Source organism: Streptomyces sp. NPDC058051 (genome assembly GCF_042885475.1).
Classification (GTDB): domain Bacteria; phylum Actinomycetota; class Actinomycetes; order Streptomycetales; family Streptomycetaceae; genus Streptomyces.
The window spans coordinates 1-17,207 of the sequence record NZ_JBHVRW010000010.1 but is presented as its reverse complement, the minus strand read 5'-3'; the positions used below and the strand labels follow the sequence as shown (position 1 = coordinate 17,207).

Sequence of the window (17,207 nt, the reverse complement as noted above, 5' to 3'; positions counted from 1 at the left end):
GTTTGGGCCGCCTCCTCGTTTCGACCGGAACGGATCAGAGTTCGTCCCTGACGAGCGCGAGCAGCCGGTCCAGTACGCGAGGTCCGCCCGCGCGCAGCCCGTCGTGCTCGAACTCGTTGGTCACCCAGGTACGCAGCCCGCGGATCGACTCCGCCGTACGCAACGCGTGCCCGGTGTCGACATACATGTCGTCGTGGTAGACGGCAGCGGCGACCGGCACCTCGTTGGCGGCCAGGCGCTCGGCGTCGTACAGCGGCTCCCAGCCGGTACGGGAGGCCAGAAGTTCGGCGGTCTCCCGCAGCGGACGCAGCGCCGGATCCACGTCGAAGTGCCAGGGGTGGATGCTCTCTCCGGTGAAGAGGACGGGGCCGTCCCCCTTGAGCGCCGCGGCCGCGTCGAACTGCGGGAATTCGGCACGCACCCGCTCGGCGGCCCAGCCGGTGGGCTGCTCGCCCTGGCCGTAGATCGCCTCGTGCATCAGCGCGTACAGCGGATGCCCGGCGAAGGAGTTGGCGGTGCGCATGCCCTCCTGGAAGGTGTCGGAGAGTTCGGTGCCGGTCGGCGTGCGGACGAAGGCGTTCTCCAGCAGGTAATGCAACTGGTGGCTGCCGTTGCCGCTGCCCAGCATGATGCCGAGGGACTGGAACCCCTCGGGCGTCAGACGGTGTCCGGCGCTTTCCGGGCGGTGCTCCGCGAGGTGAGCGGTGATCTCCCGGGCGCGCTCGACGTCCTGCGGGTACCGGGCGTAATGGGCGGCGACCTTGCGCTCGATCCGCGGGTAGGCGGCCCGGTAGACGTCGTCGGCGTGTGCGTCGAGTGAGGGCAGTCCACCGGTGATGAGGACCTTGCTGAGCCCTTCGGGGGCGGCCGACAGATAGCGGACAGCACAGAAACCGCCGAAGGACTGGCCCAGTACCGTCCACGGTTCGCCGCCGGTCAGCTGCCGGCGGATCAGCTCGCAGTCGCGCACGATGCTGTCGGAGCGGAAGTGGGCCAGATAGTCGGCCTGCTCGCGCGGGCCGCCGCGCAGCGGCAGCGTCTGGCGGTTGGCCGGGGTGGACAGGCCGGTGCCGCGCTGGTCGAGAAGCAGCACCCGGAACTCCCGCACGGCACGCCCCAGCCATGCCTCCGTGCCGATGAAGCGCCGGGCACCGAAGCCGGGGCCACCCTCCAGATAGAGCAGCCAGGGCAGTTTCTCGCCGGTCCTGCCGCTCGCCACGGCCTCCCGGCCGAAGACCTCGATCCGCTCACCGTTCGGATCGGTGTGATCGAGCGGGACCGTGAAACAACGGTCGGTGAAGACGATGCCGGGGTGCCGGTAGCTGGTCACAAGGTGCTCCTGGTTCAGATGTTCCCCGCACAGTTCAGCACACGGCTGCGACACGGCCGGCCGCGGCCCGTATGCGGCCCCGCTGCCCCGCTGCCCCGCTGCCCCGCTGCCCCGCTGCCCCGCTGCCCCGCTGCCCCGGGGACGGTCTCACGCAGGAGCGCGGTCGATGGACGCATGGAGGGGCGGGGCGCGCCGCGGCCTCCGGCCAGGTGCTGCCCTACTGTCCTCGCCGGTAGCTGCTGCCGTCCTTGGGCCGGACCAGCAGGCCGGCGACGACGAGGTAGCGGCGCAGGGCCGAGCAGTCCTCGTGCACCGTGAGCAGAGCCTCGTTGACCTCACGCTCGGTGTAGACCCGGTCCGGCTCGAAGAGCGTCTCGGCGAGGTGGACCAGCAGTTGTTCACGGCGGGCCTGTTTACGGGGGATCGCCGTCAGTCGGCCGTGCGAGAAAAGCGCCGCGACCTGGTGCGAACCGCGTGCGTCGTTGTCGGACATGGCAGGCAGCGTCGCATGCGCCCGGCCTGCGGGCAACGTGTTTTCGCCGCGTCCGCAGGCCGGATGCCCGCTGCCCGCTGCCCGCTGCTGGGTCCGCCCTCCAGGACCCTCCCGATGCCCGATGCCGGATGCCCGACAGCCCAGTCCCCGTCCAGGAACCCTCCGGGCGTGAGACGCCCTCGTCCGCGCGCCGCCCGCACCCGTACGGTGTGATCAACCATCCCTGTGGGTGATCACTCGCCCCTGCGAAGAAGGCGGTTTCGCATGTCCCTGTTCGATCTGCCCCTCGACGAGCTGCGCGACTACCGCAGCCGTTCGGTGGAGCCCGAGGACTTCGACGCGTTCTGGTCGAAGACCCTCGACGAAGCCCGCAGCCACGAGCTCGACGCCCGGTTCGAGCTGCGCACGGACACAGGGCTGACGACCGTCGACGTCTACGACGTGACGTTCGCGGGCTTCGGCGGGCACCCGGTCAAGGGCTGGTTCGTCATCCCGGCGGGCACTACCGAACCGTTGCCGGTGGTCGTGGAGTTCATCGGCTACGGCGGCGGGCGGGGCCTGGCCCACACCCATCTGCTCTGGGCGTCCGCCGGTTTCGCCCACTTCGTGATGGACACGCGGGGACAGGGCAGTGGCTGGCTCGCCGGTGACACCGCCGACCCGGTGGGCAGCGCACCGTCGTTTCCCGGATTCATGACCCGGGGGATCGAGGATCCCCACGCGTTCTACTACCGGCGGGTGTTCACCGACGCGGTCCGTGCGGTGGAGGCGGCGCGCTCGCATCCGCTGACCGACGCCGGGCGCACCGCGGCCGTCGGTGTGAGTCAGGGTGGCGGGATCACGCTCGCCGTCGGCGGGCTGATACCGGATCTCGCGGCCATCGCGCCGGACGTCCCGTTCCTGTGCGACTTCCCCCGCGCACTCACCGTCACCAACCGTGACCCGTACCGCGAGGTGGGCAACTACCTCAAGACGCACCGGGGCCGGGCCGAGCAGGCCCGGGCCACGCTGTCGTACTTCGACGGGGTGCACTTCGCGGCGCGCGGCCGGGCACCGGCGCTCTTCTCGACGGCCCTGGAGGACATGACCTGCCCGCCCTCGACCGTCTTCGCCGCCTTCAACGCCTACGCCCACCAGGACAAGGCCATCGAGGTGTACGACTTCAACGACCACGAGGGCGGCGGGCCGTTCCAGCAGGCCGCGCAACTGGGCTGGCTGCCCGGGAAGCTGACGGCCTGACCTCGCGAGGGATCCCGTCCTCCGGTCGTGTTCCCTCCGGGGACGCGCCGGGCTGAGGCGGCGTCGCCGTTCTTCCGGCAGCGGCGATCGCATGACGAGCGACCACACCGCGCGGCGAACGGTCGTCCCGCCGAGCACCGGGCCTTCCCCCAGCGCCGGCGGCGCGCCACGGGCCCGATCGGAACGGCGAGGACCAGCCCGGGGAGGCGCGGCCGTGCATCCGGTCCGCGCCTCCCGGACGGCCGTCAGTGCTGCTCGGCCGCCGGTTCCAGGACGAAGACGGGAATCTTCCGGTCGGTCTTGCGCTGGTAGTCGGCGTAGTCGGGGAACGCCTCGACCGCGCGCTGCCACCACACCGCCTTCTCCTCGCCGGTGACCTCGCGGGCGTTCATGTCCTGGCGAAGCGGGCCGTCCTGCAGCTCCACCCTGGTGTCGGCCACGATGTTGTGGTACCAGACGGGGTGCTTGGGAGCACCACCCTGCGAGGCGACCACGGCGTACGTGCCGTTGTGCTCGACCCTCATGAGCGGGGTCTTTCGGATCTTGCCGCTCTTGACCCCTCGGGTGGTCAGGATGATGACCGGCATCCCCCGCATCGTCGTCCCCTCCGTACCGCCGGAACTCTCGAACAGCTCGACCTGATCGCGGACCCACTGTGCGGGGCTCGGCTCGTACTCACCCTGGAGAGGCATGGCATCTGTCCCATCGTCGAATTTCGGATACACGGGTGTTCGGACACGCGGACAGGCGGACACGCGGGAGTCGGTGCGTCCGGCTGCTGCGAGAACTCTTTCATCATCGTGCCCGCCCGGGGCCGGACGGATCCGCGTGTCCGTACCTTCGCCGAGGGGTGGGTCGTCGACCTCGTCGACGTCACCCCGAGGGCCCGCTGGATCACAGCACGCTCTGCGTCAGAACAACTGCGCCGGTGGCTCGGTGAGGAGTTCCAGCAGCCAGCGGGCGCTCTCCGCCTCACCTGCCCCGCCCACACTGTCCGACGCTCCGGGGAAGAGACGCCCCCAGGAGCAGGCGCGACCGAGAGCGCCGAGCCGCCACGCCGGACCCACGGCACGCCGCAGTTCCGCCTTCGTGCGGCCGTTCTCCTCCCACGGTTCCAGGTAGGCGTCCCGCAGCCGGGGCAGCACCTCGGGCCCGAACCGCTCGCGGGCCGCACGGGCGGGGACCAGAAAACTGCAGAAAGGATGGGTGATGAGCGCGTCGCCCCAGTCGAAGAACGTGAAGCGGCCCGGCGCGGGCGCGAAGAGCTGGCCGTCGTGCAGGTCGGAGTGGTCGAGCGCATCGGCGATGCCCACGGCCGACAGCTCCTCGCACCACTCCACGACGCGTGGCCGCAACCCGTGCAGCGCCTGGCGCCCCGCCTGATCGAGGGCGGTGTTCCCGTCGACGACCCGGTCGAAGATCTCGGGGAGCACGGCGGTGCGCGCGCTCGGGACACCGAGCAGCTCGATGCTCCCGGTGTACGGCAGAAGTGTGCGTTGCATCCCGGCGTACTGGCGCAGCGGCTCTTCCCAGGCACGCGGGTCGACCGGGGCACGAACCGAGTTGAGCACGTCCCTGAAGAGCGCGCCGCCCTCCGGGAGCAGCGACCAGCCGCGGCCGGTGTCGACGGCGAGCGGCTTCAGCACGTACTCGGGTACCCAGTGGGCCAAGGCCTCGGTCAGTCCCGCCTCGAAGGCGCCGGCAGGCGAGTTGGCCTTGAACCAGACGGCGTCGCGCCCCTCGACGGGGGTCCGGACCAGCACGGACCACGGCCGGAGCCTCACCCTGCGCTGCCCGGTCCCCCGCAGCCCCTGCGCGGCGAGGCCGTGCCGCACCCACCCGAGGGCTGCTTCCCGCCACTCCTCCTGTTCCCAGGGAGTCACCGCGTCCGGGTACTGGCCGCGGTCCACGATGTCCGGCGCGTCTCGTCGCATCGTGCCATCCCACCACCGCAGCTGCCGGGGCTGCATCTGGTTTGTCCGGCGCGTGCGAGGAGGCGCGGGTCGGCGTCGCACGCGCCGGTCGCCCTCGTACAGGAGGCACAGACACCGGAACCACCAAATCCGTTACGCCGTTTCGCTGTTGACCGACCGTCCGTGACCTTCCCGACCCGCACACCCCTCCGCCAGGAAACACCTTCCCGTGCGAACCCTCGTTGTTGATCAACACCTTGAGCGATTGCGGATGGCATAGGTGAAGATCTGGCCATGAGTACCTCTTCGCAGTCGCCGGCCGACAGACTCCAGACGGACCAGCCGCACTCGGCACGCGTGTGGAACTATCTCCTGGGCGGCAAGGACAACTACGCCGTCGACCATCAGATGGGCGACATGATCCTGAAGGCGTTCCCGGACTTCGCAGCCATCGCCCGGCTCCAACGGTCCTTCCTCTCCCGTGCGGTGCGCTTCCTGACCGCGGAGGCGGGCATCCGTCAATTCCTCGACATAGGCACGGGTCTGCCGACGGCCGACAACACGCACGAGGTGGCCCAGCGCGTGGCACCGGAGTCCCGGATCGTGTACGTCGACAACGACCCACTGGTCCTGACCCATGCCCGTGCCCTGCTCACCAGCACCCCGGAGGGCGCCTGCGCGTACATCGACGCCGATGTCAGGGACGCCGACGCGATCCTCGCCCGGGCGGCCGAGACGCTGGACTTCAGCCGGCCGATCGGGCTGACCATGCTGGGGATCATGGGGCAGCTCCCCGACGAGGACAATCCGTGGGCGCTGGTCGACCGGCTGGTGGCCGCGCTCCCGGCAGGAAGCTACCTGGCCCTGAGCGACGGCACGAACACGAGCGACTCGCTGAACCAGGCGGTCGCCTCGTACAACGTGAACTCGGCCAGCTCGTATCACCTGCGCAGTCCTGAACGGATCGCCGACTTCTTCCACGGTCTGGAGCTGGTGGAGCCGGGTGTCGTCAGGACATCGGCCTGGCGCCCCGACCCCGGCCAGAACCCGACCGACTCCCTGCAGGGCCATGCGGTGAGCGGCGTCGCGCTCAAGGTCTGAGACGACCGGGGTCCTCCGGAGCCGGGGTGCGGTTCGCGACCTCGGTTCCGAAGGACCGGCTGGAAGGGGCACGGGCACGGGGTACGGGTACCGGGTACGGGAGCCTGTCCGGCTCCGCCCGGAGAGACAACGGGCCCGCTTCGAGGACGGGTTGGTCTACCGGCGCTCCAACGCGCCCCTGACGAAGGCCGCCTGCCCCGCGTGCTGCAGATCGTCCGCGATGACGCTGATCAGTCGGACCCCGAGGCTGACCGGCGGCGACCATGCCTCGTCGACGATGCGGTTCAGCGCTCTGCCGTCGAGATCACTGATGAATTCGAGCGTCTGCTCATGGACGTCGTCGTAGTAGCCGAGCAGCAGTTCGGGCGAGCCCACCCGCACGGCTGCCACATCCGCGCTGCTGTGTCCGTACCCGGTGGCGTCCTTCGCGAAAGGCAGGTCGAAGCGGGAGGCCCAGTCCCGTGTGAACCAGACCTGCTCGATTCCTGCCGCGTCCGCGACATGGTCGTCCTGGATCCGAGTGAGGTGCCACACGAGCCACGCGATCGTGTTCGCTCCGCCGTCGAGGCGGACGTGGAGGTCGGCGGGCGAGAGGCCCTCGACCGCCGAGTGCACCGTCTCCTGGACGCGAGTGAACGCGTCCGTCAAAAGGTCAGCACTGTTCATGCACTCAACCTTCTCCGCTCTCGCGCCTCCCGCCCGCCATCGACACGCGCCGCAGCCGACGGGGCATTCGGTCACCGCCCCTGCCGCGCTGGGCAATTCGGCGTCACGCCCGACGAACGCGGGGTGGGACGTCGGCTGACGGCACGCTCCTCCGGGGCCGTCACGCTCCGTGGACCTCACGCTGTCCTGGCCGTCGCCACGCGGACAGGGCCGAGAGAGACAGAGGGGCGATCACGCAGTCAGTTCCGCGATCCGGGCCAGTCGGCGCAACGAGTCCAGCAGGGCCGCGCGGTCGTAGGTGCTCGTGGTGACCAGCACCTCGTCCGCTCCGGTCTCCTCGATGGCCGTTCCGAGCGCCGTGAGCACGTGGTCCTCCGTGCCGTGGAGGTGGCCGCGCAATCCGTTCTCGTAGAGGCCGCGCTCCTTCTCCGTCATGGTCAATGCCTCAACCCGCTCGGCGGGGACGAGCGGTGGGAACACGCCATGGGTCCGGGAGTACGCCATGGACCACGCCTCCGGTATCAGGAGACGCCGGGCCTCGTGCCGGCTCTCGGCGATCGCGATCGTGCCCGACACGACCACGTAGGGTCCTGCGGCCCAGGGCGAGGGACGAAACTCCCGGCGGTAGCGTTCCACCGCCCTCAGCAGCTTGTCACGGCTGCGGAGATCCCCGACGACCAGCGGGAGCCCGGCCGCCGCGGCGATCCCGGCCCCTTCTCCGGTGGCCAGCACGAAGGGAGGGATGCGCAGGCCCTCGGCGGGCCGGGCATGGACCTGCGGGTGGGCACGTTGCGTGCCGTCCAGCCAGCCGAGCAGCTCGGCGAGTTGCGCGGCGAAGTTCTCCGCGTCGGACCTGTCGCGGCCGAGTGCCCTGCGGATGCCGTCGGTGAATCCGACCGAGCGGCCGAGACCCATATCGATCCGGCCCGGGAACAGTGCCTCAAGCACCCCGAACTGCTCGGCCACCACGAGCGGTTGATGATTGGGGAGCATCACACCGCCCGTGCCGACCCGGATGGTGGACGTGGCCGCGGCGACAGCCGCGGCCAGCACGGTCGGCGCCGAGCCGGCGACGCCGGGCACGCTGTGGTGTTCGGACACCCAGAACCGGTGATAGCCGAGCGCCTCGACCTCCTGGGCGAGGCGCACGGTGTCCCGCAGTGCCTCGGGAGCGTCGTACCCCTCACGGGTACGGGAGCGGTCGAGCACGGAGAACCGGGTGGACGCGATCACAGAACTCACACCCCTGTTCAACGTCCGGCCCGCGCCATGATTCCCCCGGCCGCCACGGAGTCGACATGCGCAACCCCCGGGCGGTGTCGCTCAGGGGCTGCGTGTCGGCTGCGCGCTCACGGCCGCGAAGTGCAGTCGGCGGGGCGTGCGTCCCCGACCCTGCGGCACTACTGCATGGGGTAGATGTCCCCGCTCGCCATGCAGCTGACCTGCTCGCTCTCCGATTCGATCCTGCGGGCCTTGTCCTTCAGGCGTTGACGTTCCTTGGGGTCGGTGGTGCGCTCGGCCGCTTCGTTGAGGTCCTTCGCCTTGGCACGCATCTCCCTCACGCGACCGCGATATTCATCTGACTCGCTCATGATCACTCCTTGGGTCTGCGGGCGGAGCGCGCCCACCGCACATCCGGCGCACGCGAGCGGCGTACTCCGGGCGGTCACCCACCGTTGCGCCCTGCGTCGCAGGGCAACCTCCACCGGACCGGCGTTCGGTGTGGCCGACGCCGCTCGGACGCGGCTTCCCCTCCAGAGTAGGCAGGATGCGGCTGACGTGGGCGCTCGCCGTGCTCCCGTCCTGGGGAAATGCCTGCCGGTCCCGGGGTATCGCCTGCCTGCGCCGGCCGCCGGCCGTCAGCTCCGGGACCGCCGCCATGGACACCGCCGGGAACACCGTGACGAGGGCGCTCCCGCCCAGCGGGCGTCCGCGCACAGGAAGCCGAGCCCGATCCCGAGCATCCAGGAGTCCTTGGCCAGGGCAATGCCGTTCTGGGTGGGCCGCAGGCTGCCGGACTCCCGCATTCCCGGAACCCGCAGGTACAGACCCAGCAGGCCGCCGGAGAACCCGGTCAGCGCCAGCCCGGCCACCCGGGTGGGCACGAAGGGGGCGAGCAGGGTCGTGCCGACCGCGATCTCCGACAGGGCGAGCAGCCGGGTGAACCGCCTCGCCTCGATCTTCTTGAGGAACGGGTAGGCGACACAGGCCATGCCGTGCACGCCCTGAGCCGTCTCTTCGTCCGCTTTCAGCTTGCCCAGGCCGGAGTTCAGGATGAACGCACCGGTGGCAAGGCGCGGGGCCACGTCGCGCGGTTCGAGCATCGTCCTCATGAGCGCCTCCGTCGATCGGATCATCGGCCCCTCGTCGAGCTCAAGGGCCGTCACGTAATCCCTGGCGGGCGTGCGACGACAGCTACGGCACCTCGCCGCGCCGCCGGGACGCCCGCATACTCCCAGTATGCGAACGTTCCTCCGCCTTGAGCCCTCGCCACCTTGAAGGCCCAGGTCAAACGGCTGGTGTGCTCGATCCTTGGGGTACACGGGGGCGTGGATGTCGTTGTCCAGACCGCGGAAGCCCAGGTCGGCCAGGGCGCCGAGGCCGGCGGCCCGCGGTGAGCCAGGATGTGGTCGTGACGGCAGCGGTGTTGTCGTGGGTGCGCCCGGGCCGGGCGGCCGATATCCGGATCAGGCAACCTTTCTCGTCGGTCAGAGCAAGGAAGTGCAGGCCATGCCTGCGGTGGATGCCGGAGTGGTTCCGCCGGTCGCCCCTTCCGGTGCTGTGGTCATGCCGCCAGGCGGGTGCCGCGGCGCCAGATGGCGCGGGTGTTGAGGGTGTCGCTGATGTTGCTGGTCGGGTCGCCGTCGACCAGGAGAAGGTCGGCGCGGAGTCCCTCGGCGATGCGGCCCCGGTCGCTGAGGCGAAAGCGGCGGGCTGTGGTCGCTGTGGCCGCGCGCAGGGCCCGAGCAGGTGTGAGGCCGGCTGCCACCAGGTATTGCAGTTCGTGGTGCAGGCTCGCTCCGTGTGCCAGGCCCCCGAAGAACGTCTCGGGCATGGAGACGTCGGTGCCGGCCAGCACGTCGACGCCGGCGTCGTCCAGTGCGCGCACGGTGGCGTACACGTCGTCGAGCTTGCCCTGCGGGTAGCGGTTGTAGCTGGAGCGCAGGGTCTGGTCCCACTTGCTGTCGAGGCGTGCGGCGACCCGGGGGTCGTCGGCGAGTTCGCTGCCGGTGATTCCCGTCATCGAGGCATTGAGAGTGATGCAGGGAATGACGAACATGCCCGCGTCCTTGATGAGACCGATGATCTCGGCGGTGTGCGGCTGGTCCATGAACACGTGGGTGACGCCGTCGATGCCGGCTTCGACGGCCATCCTGGTGGCCTCCACGGTCAGCGCGTGGGCCACGGTAAGGGCGCCGTACCTCTTGGCTTCGGCCACACCGGCGTTCACGGTGGCCTGGTCGAGCGCGGGCAGCCCGGGGTGCCCTTCCACGCTGCCGTCGTCGATCATGAACTTGATGAAGTCGGATCCCCGGGCAAGGAGCTGGGGCACGAAAGCGGCCGCTTCCTCAGGGGTGGAGGAGAACGGCATCAGGGGCATCACCGGGGGGAGATCCCACTTCGGCCGGAAGCCTTCGGGCATCAGCTCGCTCGGGTGACCACCGGGCGGTGTGAGGGCAAAGCCGGAGGAGCGGACGTCAGCCAGGGTGTCGTCGTCGGTGATGAGCCCCCGATTTTCCCGGGTGTTCATCCCCTGCATCTCCAGTTCGGTCGTCACCCCGAACCGCAGGGCGAGCGCCAGGGAACCCGGGGCGGAGTGAACGTGGGCGTCGATGAGTCCCGGCAGCAGTGTGGCGCCGCTGCCGTCGACGATCTCGCTGTCACGAGGGGCGTCGCCACCGATACGGGCGATCCTCCCGCCGTCGATGACCACGGTGCGCACGCCCACCGTCTTCTCTCCGTCGAAGATCTGCGCGTTGGTGATCGCGGTGAGCGCCATAGCGGGCCGCCTCTTTCCTCACTCGTTCAAGATTTACATACCTGATGCTATGCACTTATCGGATGGTATGCAAATGCGCAGACCCGGCCTAGACTCGGCCGCATGAGCAGCGCATCCTTTTCCGAGCAGCCCTCCGACGACCTGGCGCTGGACCAGATCGGCCCGGCGCTGTCACGTCTGCGACGACGCGCACCGGCATCGAGCAAGGACCTCTCTCGCAACCTTGTACTCAATGTGATCGCCGACGCGCCGGGCGAGACGACCGTCGGTGGCCTCGCCGCCGAGATGGGCGTCGCCCAGCCGGTGGCCAGCCGGACCGTCGCTGCCTGCATAGAGGAGGGGCTGCTGCGCCGGACGGCGTCCCAGTCCGACGGACGCCGCACCGTGCTCGAACTCACCGAACACGGCGAGGCCGAACGCAACCGCTTCGCCGCGGAACAGCGCAAAGCGTTCCAGGAGATCACCGCCGCCTGGTCGCCGGAGGAGCGGATCCAGTTCGCACGCCTCTTGGCTCGATACGGAGCTGACGCCACCGCGTGGTCCAGGGAACGGGCGGCAAGCCGCGGCTGAACACGCAGCGCCCCGGCACCGCGTCTGACGCCGCACGCTGATCCACCAGTGATGACGGGACAGCCCTTGTAGCCAGAAGCGGGCGGGAGCGCTCCACCGGGAATCCGCATCGCCTGGTGTGACCCGCGCGAGCGGGAAACGCGCTTGCCGCCCGGCCACGCGCGCGGATTTGCCTCGACCCGCCGATACGGCCTGTCGCCCCGACCTGCCCGGACGGCCCGGCGGCACAGCCCGTCGCCGCAACCCGCCCGTACGGCCCGACCACACGGCCCGTCACGTAGCGACGGCTCCCTTCTCAGCATCCTCTCAGCGGTGCCCGCCCAGGCTGGTGGTGTGACCGGGGACGACCAAGCGCCTCCGCATCGGGAAAAGAGAGCCTTCACGCTGGGAAAAGGGGGATTTCATGGCCTCCCATACCGTCACCTTGCCCGCCCCTCAGTCCGGCGGTCATACCGCCCGAGGCATCGCGGGCACCGTGGGCAGGCTGAACCACTTCTTCGAGAACGCCTGCGACCGCACACCTTCCGCCGTGGCGGTCGAATGCGGATCGCACCGGCTGACCTACTCCGCACTCGACGCCCGGGCCAATCAGGTCGCCCACCGTCTGCGCCGCCTCCACATGGGCCCGGGAAGCCGCGTGGCGCTCCTGATGCCCCGGTCCCCGGACATGTACGCGTGCCTGCTGGGCGTCTGCAAGACGGGGGCGGCTTTCGTGCCGATCGACCCCGAAGCGCCGCCCGAGCGGGTCGACTTCATACTCCGTGACGCGGGCGCCGCCGCGCTTCTGACCACGTCCGCCCTCTCGGCCGGCGCCTCCTGGGCGGGGCCGGGCCGAGTGTGCCCGGTGATCGATGTGGACACGTGCGCCGGAGACCTCGCGCGGCTGCCGTCCTCGCGTCAGGACGCCGCGGACCGGGACGGCCCCGACGACGATCCGCTCGCGTACGTCATCTACACCTCGGGATCCAGCGGCCGGCCCAAGGGTGTGGAGATCGCCCAGTCGAGCATCTGCAACTTTCTGCGCGTCGTGTCGCCGGTCTACGACGTCCGCCCGCAGGACCGGGTGTACCAGGGCATGAGCATTTCGTTCGACTTCTCCATCGAGGAGATCTGGCCCACCTGGGCGGCGGGTGCCACGCTCGTCGCCGGGCGGACCGGCGCGGGACGGCTCGGCGCCGAACTCGCCGATTTCCTCCAGGAGCGCGACATCACCGTCCTGTACTGCGTGCCGACGCTGCTGGCGACGATCCCGCGCGAGCTCCCGCGGATACGCAGCGTCGTGGTGGGCGGTGAAGCGTGCCCCGCCTCGCTCGTCGAGCGGTGGAGCAGGCCGGGACGGCGCATCCTGAACACGTACGGGCCGACCGAGACCACGGTCACGGCGACCTGGCAGGAGCTTCTGCCGGGCCGCCCGGTGACCATCGGCCGCCCGCTGCCGACGTACTCGGTCGTCCTCCTCGACGCACTCCTCCGCCCCGTGCCGCACGGCGCCGTGGGTGAGATCTGCCTGGGCGGCCCCGGCCTCGCCCGTGGCTATGTGCGCCGACCGGACCTGACCGCCGACCGCTTCGTCGGACACCCCATGGCGCCGGGCGACGGCCGCCTCTACCGCACCGGGGACCTCGGCAGGCTGACCGACGACGGGGAGATCGAGTACCTCGGCCGGACCGACGCGGAGGTGAAGATCCGCGGCTACCGCGTGTCGCTGGACGAGATCGACAACGTGCTGCTGGAGGAGCCGGGCGTGGCCCAGGCGGCCACCACCCTCGTGACCCGCCGCAACGGGCACGACGACGATCACGTCCTCGCGGCCTACGTCGTGCCCACCCGGGACGGCACGGTCTCCGACGACGCCCTCGTCACCCACCTGCGCGCGCGTCTGCGCCGCTCGCTGCCCGCCTACATGGTGCCGTCGGCCCTGGACTTCCTGGACCGGCTGCCGGTCATGCCGAGCGGCAAGGTCGACCGCGCACGACTGCCCGCGCCGAGCGGCCGCCGGCTCACCGGAACCGACCGCGTGGTGCCGGCGCGCGGACCGCTGGAGACCGGGGTGCGGGACGCCTGGGCGCAGGCTCTCGGGATGGCCCCGGAGGAGTTGTCGGCGGAGGCCGACTTCTTCACCGACCTCGGCGGTCACTCCCTGCTCGCCGCCCGCGCCGTGTCGCTGTTGCGCGACAACGGCGGCGGGAGCGGCCCGACCTTGCGCAACCTGTACGAGAACCCGACCGTCCGCACGTTCGCGGCACGGCTGCGCGCCTCGGCGGACACCCCCCGCACGCGGGAGCGGCCCCGCCCCGCGCCCATCCGCCACGGCAGCGCACGCGTCGCGCGCGCGGGTCTGGCCCAGGCCGCGGCGCTCTACGGAATGCTCTTCCTCCTCACCGGACCGGTGGCCGTCACCTACGCGCTGCTCCACAGCCGCACATCGGGCGGACAGATCATGCCGACGATCGCCGTGTTCGGCGCTTACGTCGCCGTTCGCTGGCTCCTCCCCGTCGCCCTCGCACGACCGCTGGCGGCAGGCATCGAGCCCGGCCGGTACCCGCTGTGGGGAACGGTCTACGTACGCATCTGGGTGCTGGACATGCTGCTGCCCTGGATCAGCCCGCTGCGGATGCTCAGCGGCTCCCCGCTGATGGGCCCCTACCTGAGGCTGCTCGGCGCGCGAATCGGCCCCCGCACCACCTTGTCGAGCGCCCTGGTCGGCCTGCCCGCACTGCTGCGGGTCGGCGCCGACGCCACGATCGGCTACGGCGTCACGCTGCGCCCCTGGCAGGTCGCCGACGGCTGGGTCACGGTCGCCCCGATCACCGTCGGCGAGCGGGCGTACGTCGGCGCCAACGCGGTCCTCGAACCCGGCGCCTGCCTCGGCCCGGGTTCGGCACTCGGCGAGCAGTCCGTCGCGGGCCCGGACGAGGCCGTTCCGGCCGGCGGGCGGCGCGCCGGCTCGCCCGCACGCCCGGTCGACGCACTGTCCCCGGCCGTCGAGACGATGCTGCGGCGCCGAGGTGAACCGGACCGCTGGCAGCCGCGGCACCTGGTCGGCGCCGTGCTGGGCCTGCTCGCCCTGGAAACGGTCGCGATCGCCTCGGCCCTGCCGAGTGTCGTCCTGTTCTGGTGGGCCTGGCTGCACGGCGGCATGGCCGCCGGGCTGGCCGCCACCGCACTGTCCGGCCCGGTCTTCGTGGTCACGGTCTGTCTGATCACCGCCGTCGGCAAGCGGGCCGTCCTGCCGAGAACACCCCCGGGAATCCACCCGGCACGCTCGGCGCTCGGCGTACGCAAGTGGATCGCGGACAAGCTGCTGGAGCAGAGCCTCACCTTGACCAATTCGCTCTACGCCACGCTCTACACCGCCCCGTGGCTGCGGACACTCGGCGCTCGCATCGGGCGGAACGCCGAGGTCTCCACCGCGGCGCACATCGACCCCGACCTGCTCACGCTGGGCGACGGCAGCTTCGTCGCCGACTTGGCCGGCGTCGGTGTCGCCGCCTATGCGGGCGACCGCATGGCGTTCTCCCCCACCGAGGTCGGTAAGCGCGCGTTCGTGGGCAACTCGGCGCTCGTTCCGGCCGGATCGAGCATCGGCTCGGGCAGCCTGATCGGTGTGGGCACGGTGCCGCCCACGGACCGTGTGCCCGGGGACAGCACCTGGCTGGGATCGCCGGCGCTGCGGCTGCCCGTCCGTCAGGACAGCGGGTCGTTCCCGGAGGAACTGACCTTCCGGCCGACGCGCGGCGCCGTGCTCGGCCGCTTCGCCATCGAGTTCTTCCGCGCCGCCATGCCCGCCTCGGTGCTCACCACCAGCGCCTACCTGTATCTGCTGGCTCTGTCCGGCGTCGCCCGCATGACGCAGCCGCTGGTGACGCTGCTCGTGTCGCCGTTCTTCGCCATGAGCGCGTCGGTGGCTGTCATCGGGTACTGCGCGCTGGCCAAGTGGGTGGTCGTCGGGAAGTACAGGCCGCGCGTCGAGCCCCTGTGGAGCCTGTTCGTGAGGCGTACGGAGTTCGTCACCGGCCTGTTCGAGGCCGCTGCGGTCCCCGCGGCCGTGGGTGCCATGGTGGGGACGCCGTTCCTGCCGCCGGTGCTGCGCCTGCTCGGTGCCCGTATCGGACGGCGCACCTGGATCGGAACCACGTACCTCACCGAGTTCGACCTGGTGGAGGTGGGCGACGACGCCGCGATCGGCATGCAGGTCTCGCTGCAGTCCCATCTCTTCGAGGACCGTGTGATGAAGATGTCCACGCTGTCCGTCGGCGCCGCCGCGAGCATCGGCTCCCGGTCGGTCGTGCTCTACGACACGGTGGTGGGCGCCGACGTCCGGCTCGGAGCACTGTCGCTGGTCATGAAGGGCGAGCGGCTGACACCGGGAACGAGCTGGCAGGGGCTACCCGCCGAAGGACTCGCCACGACGGCCGGGGTACGTGCGCCCGCCGGACCGATGAAGTCCACGCAGTGAGGCAGCCATGGCACACTCCCCGACGTCCACCGGGCGCCACCCCCTCGCACTCGTCTACCGCGGACCGGCCTCGCTGCCCGGATGTCCCGAGGCCGTCGCCGGTCTCCTGCGGTCCGGCCCGTGGCCTTTCGAGGTCCGCTTCACCGGCCCGGACGAGGTAATTCCGCTGTCGGCCGACTCCCTGTCCCGCGCCGTGCTGTACGCCCAGCCCGGCGGGGGCACTCTCTCCTCCGCCTACCGGAAGCTGCGGTGGCAGCGCCGGGCGATCCGCCGCTACGTCCGCGACGGCGGACGCTATCTGGGCTTCTGCCTCGGCGGCTATCTCGCCGGGGCCACCCCGGGCTTCGGCCTCCTCCCCGGCGACACCGCCCGGTACATCTCCTCCCTCGGAGCAAGCGTCGACAACGAGGACGACACCGTGGTGCAGGTGACCTGGCGGGGCCGGCCGCGCACCGTGTTCTTCCAGGACGGCCCCCTCTTCGTCCTCGACCAGAACGCGGACGCGACCGTCCTGGCCACGTACGACAACGGCACCCCCGCCGCACTCGTGACCCGGTTCGGCAGCGGCCGCGTGGCGGTCACCGGGCCGCACCCGGAGGCCGTGGACGACTGGTTCACCGACCACGGCCTGCCGATCCACGACACCCGTGACCTGGGCCTGGACCTGGTGGAGGCGGTGATGGGGGAATGACCGCGCAGGCCGTGCTGTGGCTGGTACGCGCCGATCCCCCGGTTCCGCCGACGTCTCTGAACGCCGGTGAACGGCGCAGGGCCCGCACCCTTGCCGGGGTGACGGAGCGTGACCGGTATGTGGCCGCGCACACCGCGCTGCGCCGTCACCTCGCCGCGCGGCTCGGTGTCCCGCCCCCGCAGGTGGCGCTCACCCGGGAGCGGTGCCCGGTGTGCGGCGCCCCGCACGGCCGGCCCGCGGTCGTGGGCGGCAGCCCGCACTTCTCGCTGGCGTACAGCGACGACCTCGCTCTGGTCGCGGTGGCCGACACGCCCGTCGGCGTCGACATGGAGCGCATTCCGCCGCCCGACGTCGTGGACGGGCTCATCCCTCACCTGCATCCCCGGGAGCGGGACGAGCTCGTGGCCCTGCCCGAGGGCGAGCGGCCGCTGGCCTTCGCCCGGACCTGGGTGCGCAAGGAGGCGTACCTCAAGGGACTCGGCACGGGCCTGAGCCGGGGACTGGCCACCGACTACGTCGGCACCGGTGCCGCACCGGCCGAGGACCCGCCGGGCTGGATGATCGCGCGGGTCACCGTGGGCGGACGGCGCACCGCGGCGATCGCGGTCGGCGTCTGACAGGCATGCACCCGGTCTGACAGGCACGCACCCGTCCAGCCGACCTGCGTCGCGGTCGGCGGACCTGCGTATCGGTCGGCGTCCGAGGGACAGGTGCGGCCGGTCCGTACTCGATGGAGTACGGACCC

The 17,207-nt window shown here is 71.0% G+C and carries 15 protein-coding genes; 6 read left to right on the top strand and 9 right to left on the bottom strand.

The features are described 5' to 3' along the window. Nucleotides 1–34: 34 nt before the first annotated feature. Both ACFVUT_RS17580 and ACFVUT_RS17575 read right to left on the bottom strand, forming a co-directional pair. On the bottom strand, nt 35–1,330 hold the full coding sequence (locus ACFVUT_RS17580) for an alpha/beta fold hydrolase (RefSeq protein ID WP_389649832.1): 1,296 nt from the start codon (nt 1,328–1,330) through the stop codon (nt 35–37). A gap of 217 nt (nt 1,331–1,547) precedes the next feature. Further along, nucleotides 1,548–1,823: a DUF2087 domain-containing protein gene (locus ACFVUT_RS17575; protein ID WP_389649835.1), complete on the bottom strand. Its 276-nt coding sequence runs from the start codon at nt 1,821–1,823 to the stop codon at nt 1,548–1,550. 264 nt (nt 1,824–2,087) lie between these two features. On the opposite strand from ACFVUT_RS17575, the gene ACFVUT_RS17570 reads away from it, so the two are divergent. After that, nucleotides 2,088–3,062: an acetylxylan esterase gene (locus ACFVUT_RS17570; RefSeq protein WP_389649838.1), complete on the top strand. Its 975-nt coding sequence runs from the start codon at nt 2,088–2,090 to the stop codon at nt 3,060–3,062. A 245-nt stretch (nt 3,063–3,307) separates the two neighbouring features. On the opposite strand, the gene ACFVUT_RS17565 is transcribed toward ACFVUT_RS17570, so the two are convergent. After that, entirely contained in the window at nt 3,308–3,754 is a 447-nt protein-coding gene (locus ACFVUT_RS17565; protein ID WP_389649841.1) for a nitroreductase family deazaflavin-dependent oxidoreductase, read from the bottom strand. 219 nt (nt 3,755–3,973) lie between these two features. Beyond that, nucleotides 3,974–4,996, bottom strand: coding sequence for an aminoglycoside phosphotransferase family protein (locus ACFVUT_RS17560; RefSeq protein WP_389649844.1), 1,023 nt, complete (start codon nt 4,994–4,996; stop codon nt 3,974–3,976). A 273-nt stretch (nt 4,997–5,269) separates the two neighbouring features. Between ACFVUT_RS17560 and ACFVUT_RS17555 the strand changes: the two genes are divergently transcribed. Further along, on the top strand, nt 5,270–6,076 hold the full coding sequence (locus ACFVUT_RS17555; protein ID WP_389649847.1) for an SAM-dependent methyltransferase: 807 nt from the start codon (nt 5,270–5,272) through the stop codon (nt 6,074–6,076). 156 nt (nt 6,077–6,232) lie between these two features. On the opposite strand, the gene ACFVUT_RS17550 is transcribed toward ACFVUT_RS17555, so the two are convergent. The 5 genes from ACFVUT_RS17550 to ACFVUT_RS17530 all read right to left on the bottom strand — a co-directional run bounded on the left by ACFVUT_RS17550 (nt 6,233) and on the right by ACFVUT_RS17530 (nt 10,742). Further along, nucleotides 6,233–6,742, bottom strand: coding sequence for a DUF664 domain-containing protein (locus ACFVUT_RS17550; protein WP_389649850.1), 510 nt, complete (start codon nt 6,740–6,742; stop codon nt 6,233–6,235). A gap of 231 nt (nt 6,743–6,973) precedes the next feature. Further along, entirely contained in the window at nt 6,974–7,984 is a 1,011-nt protein-coding gene (locus tag ACFVUT_RS17545; RefSeq protein WP_389649853.1) for an MsnO8 family LLM class oxidoreductase, read from the bottom strand. 158 nt (nt 7,985–8,142) lie between these two features. Next, a complete protein-coding gene (locus tag ACFVUT_RS17540) occupies nt 8,143–8,334 on the bottom strand; it encodes a DUF6381 family protein (RefSeq protein WP_389649856.1) in 192 nt (63 codons plus the stop codon). 267 nt (nt 8,335–8,601) lie between these two features. Next, on the bottom strand, nt 8,602–9,075 hold the full coding sequence (locus ACFVUT_RS17535; RefSeq protein WP_389649903.1) for a hypothetical protein: 474 nt from the start codon (nt 9,073–9,075) through the stop codon (nt 8,602–8,604). 452 nt (nt 9,076–9,527) lie between these two features. After that, the gene (locus ACFVUT_RS17530; protein WP_389649859.1) at nt 9,528–10,742 is read right to left on the bottom strand and encodes an amidohydrolase family protein; all 1,215 of its coding nucleotides are present in this window, start codon (nt 10,740–10,742) and stop codon (nt 9,528–9,530) included. Between the two features lie 102 nt (nt 10,743–10,844). Between ACFVUT_RS17530 and ACFVUT_RS17525 the strand changes: the two genes are divergently transcribed. The 4 genes from ACFVUT_RS17525 (at nt 10,845) to ACFVUT_RS17510 (ending at nt 17,079) form a co-directional block, all read left to right on the top strand. Next, nucleotides 10,845–11,312 carry a MarR family winged helix-turn-helix transcriptional regulator gene (locus ACFVUT_RS17525; protein WP_389649862.1) on the top strand — a complete coding sequence of 156 codons (468 nt, stop codon included), beginning with the start codon at nt 10,845–10,847 and terminating at the stop codon, nt 11,310–11,312. Between the two features lie 403 nt (nt 11,313–11,715). Next, on the top strand, nt 11,716–15,771 hold the full coding sequence (locus ACFVUT_RS17520; protein ID WP_389649865.1) for a Pls/PosA family non-ribosomal peptide synthetase: 4,056 nt from the start codon (nt 11,716–11,718) through the stop codon (nt 15,769–15,771). Nucleotides 15,772–15,778: 7 nt separating this feature from the next. Then, nucleotides 15,779–16,462, top strand: coding sequence for a BPL-N domain-containing protein (locus ACFVUT_RS17515; RefSeq protein WP_389649868.1), 684 nt, complete (start codon nt 15,779–15,781; stop codon nt 16,460–16,462). Next, nucleotides 16,459–17,079 (top strand): 4'-phosphopantetheinyl transferase family protein, encoded by a 621-nt coding sequence (locus tag ACFVUT_RS17510; protein WP_389649871.1) that lies wholly within the window; start codon nt 16,459–16,461, stop codon nt 17,077–17,079. Before ACFVUT_RS17515 ends, ACFVUT_RS17510 begins: the two co-directional genes overlap by 4 nt. Nucleotides 17,080–17,207 lie beyond the last annotated feature (128 nt).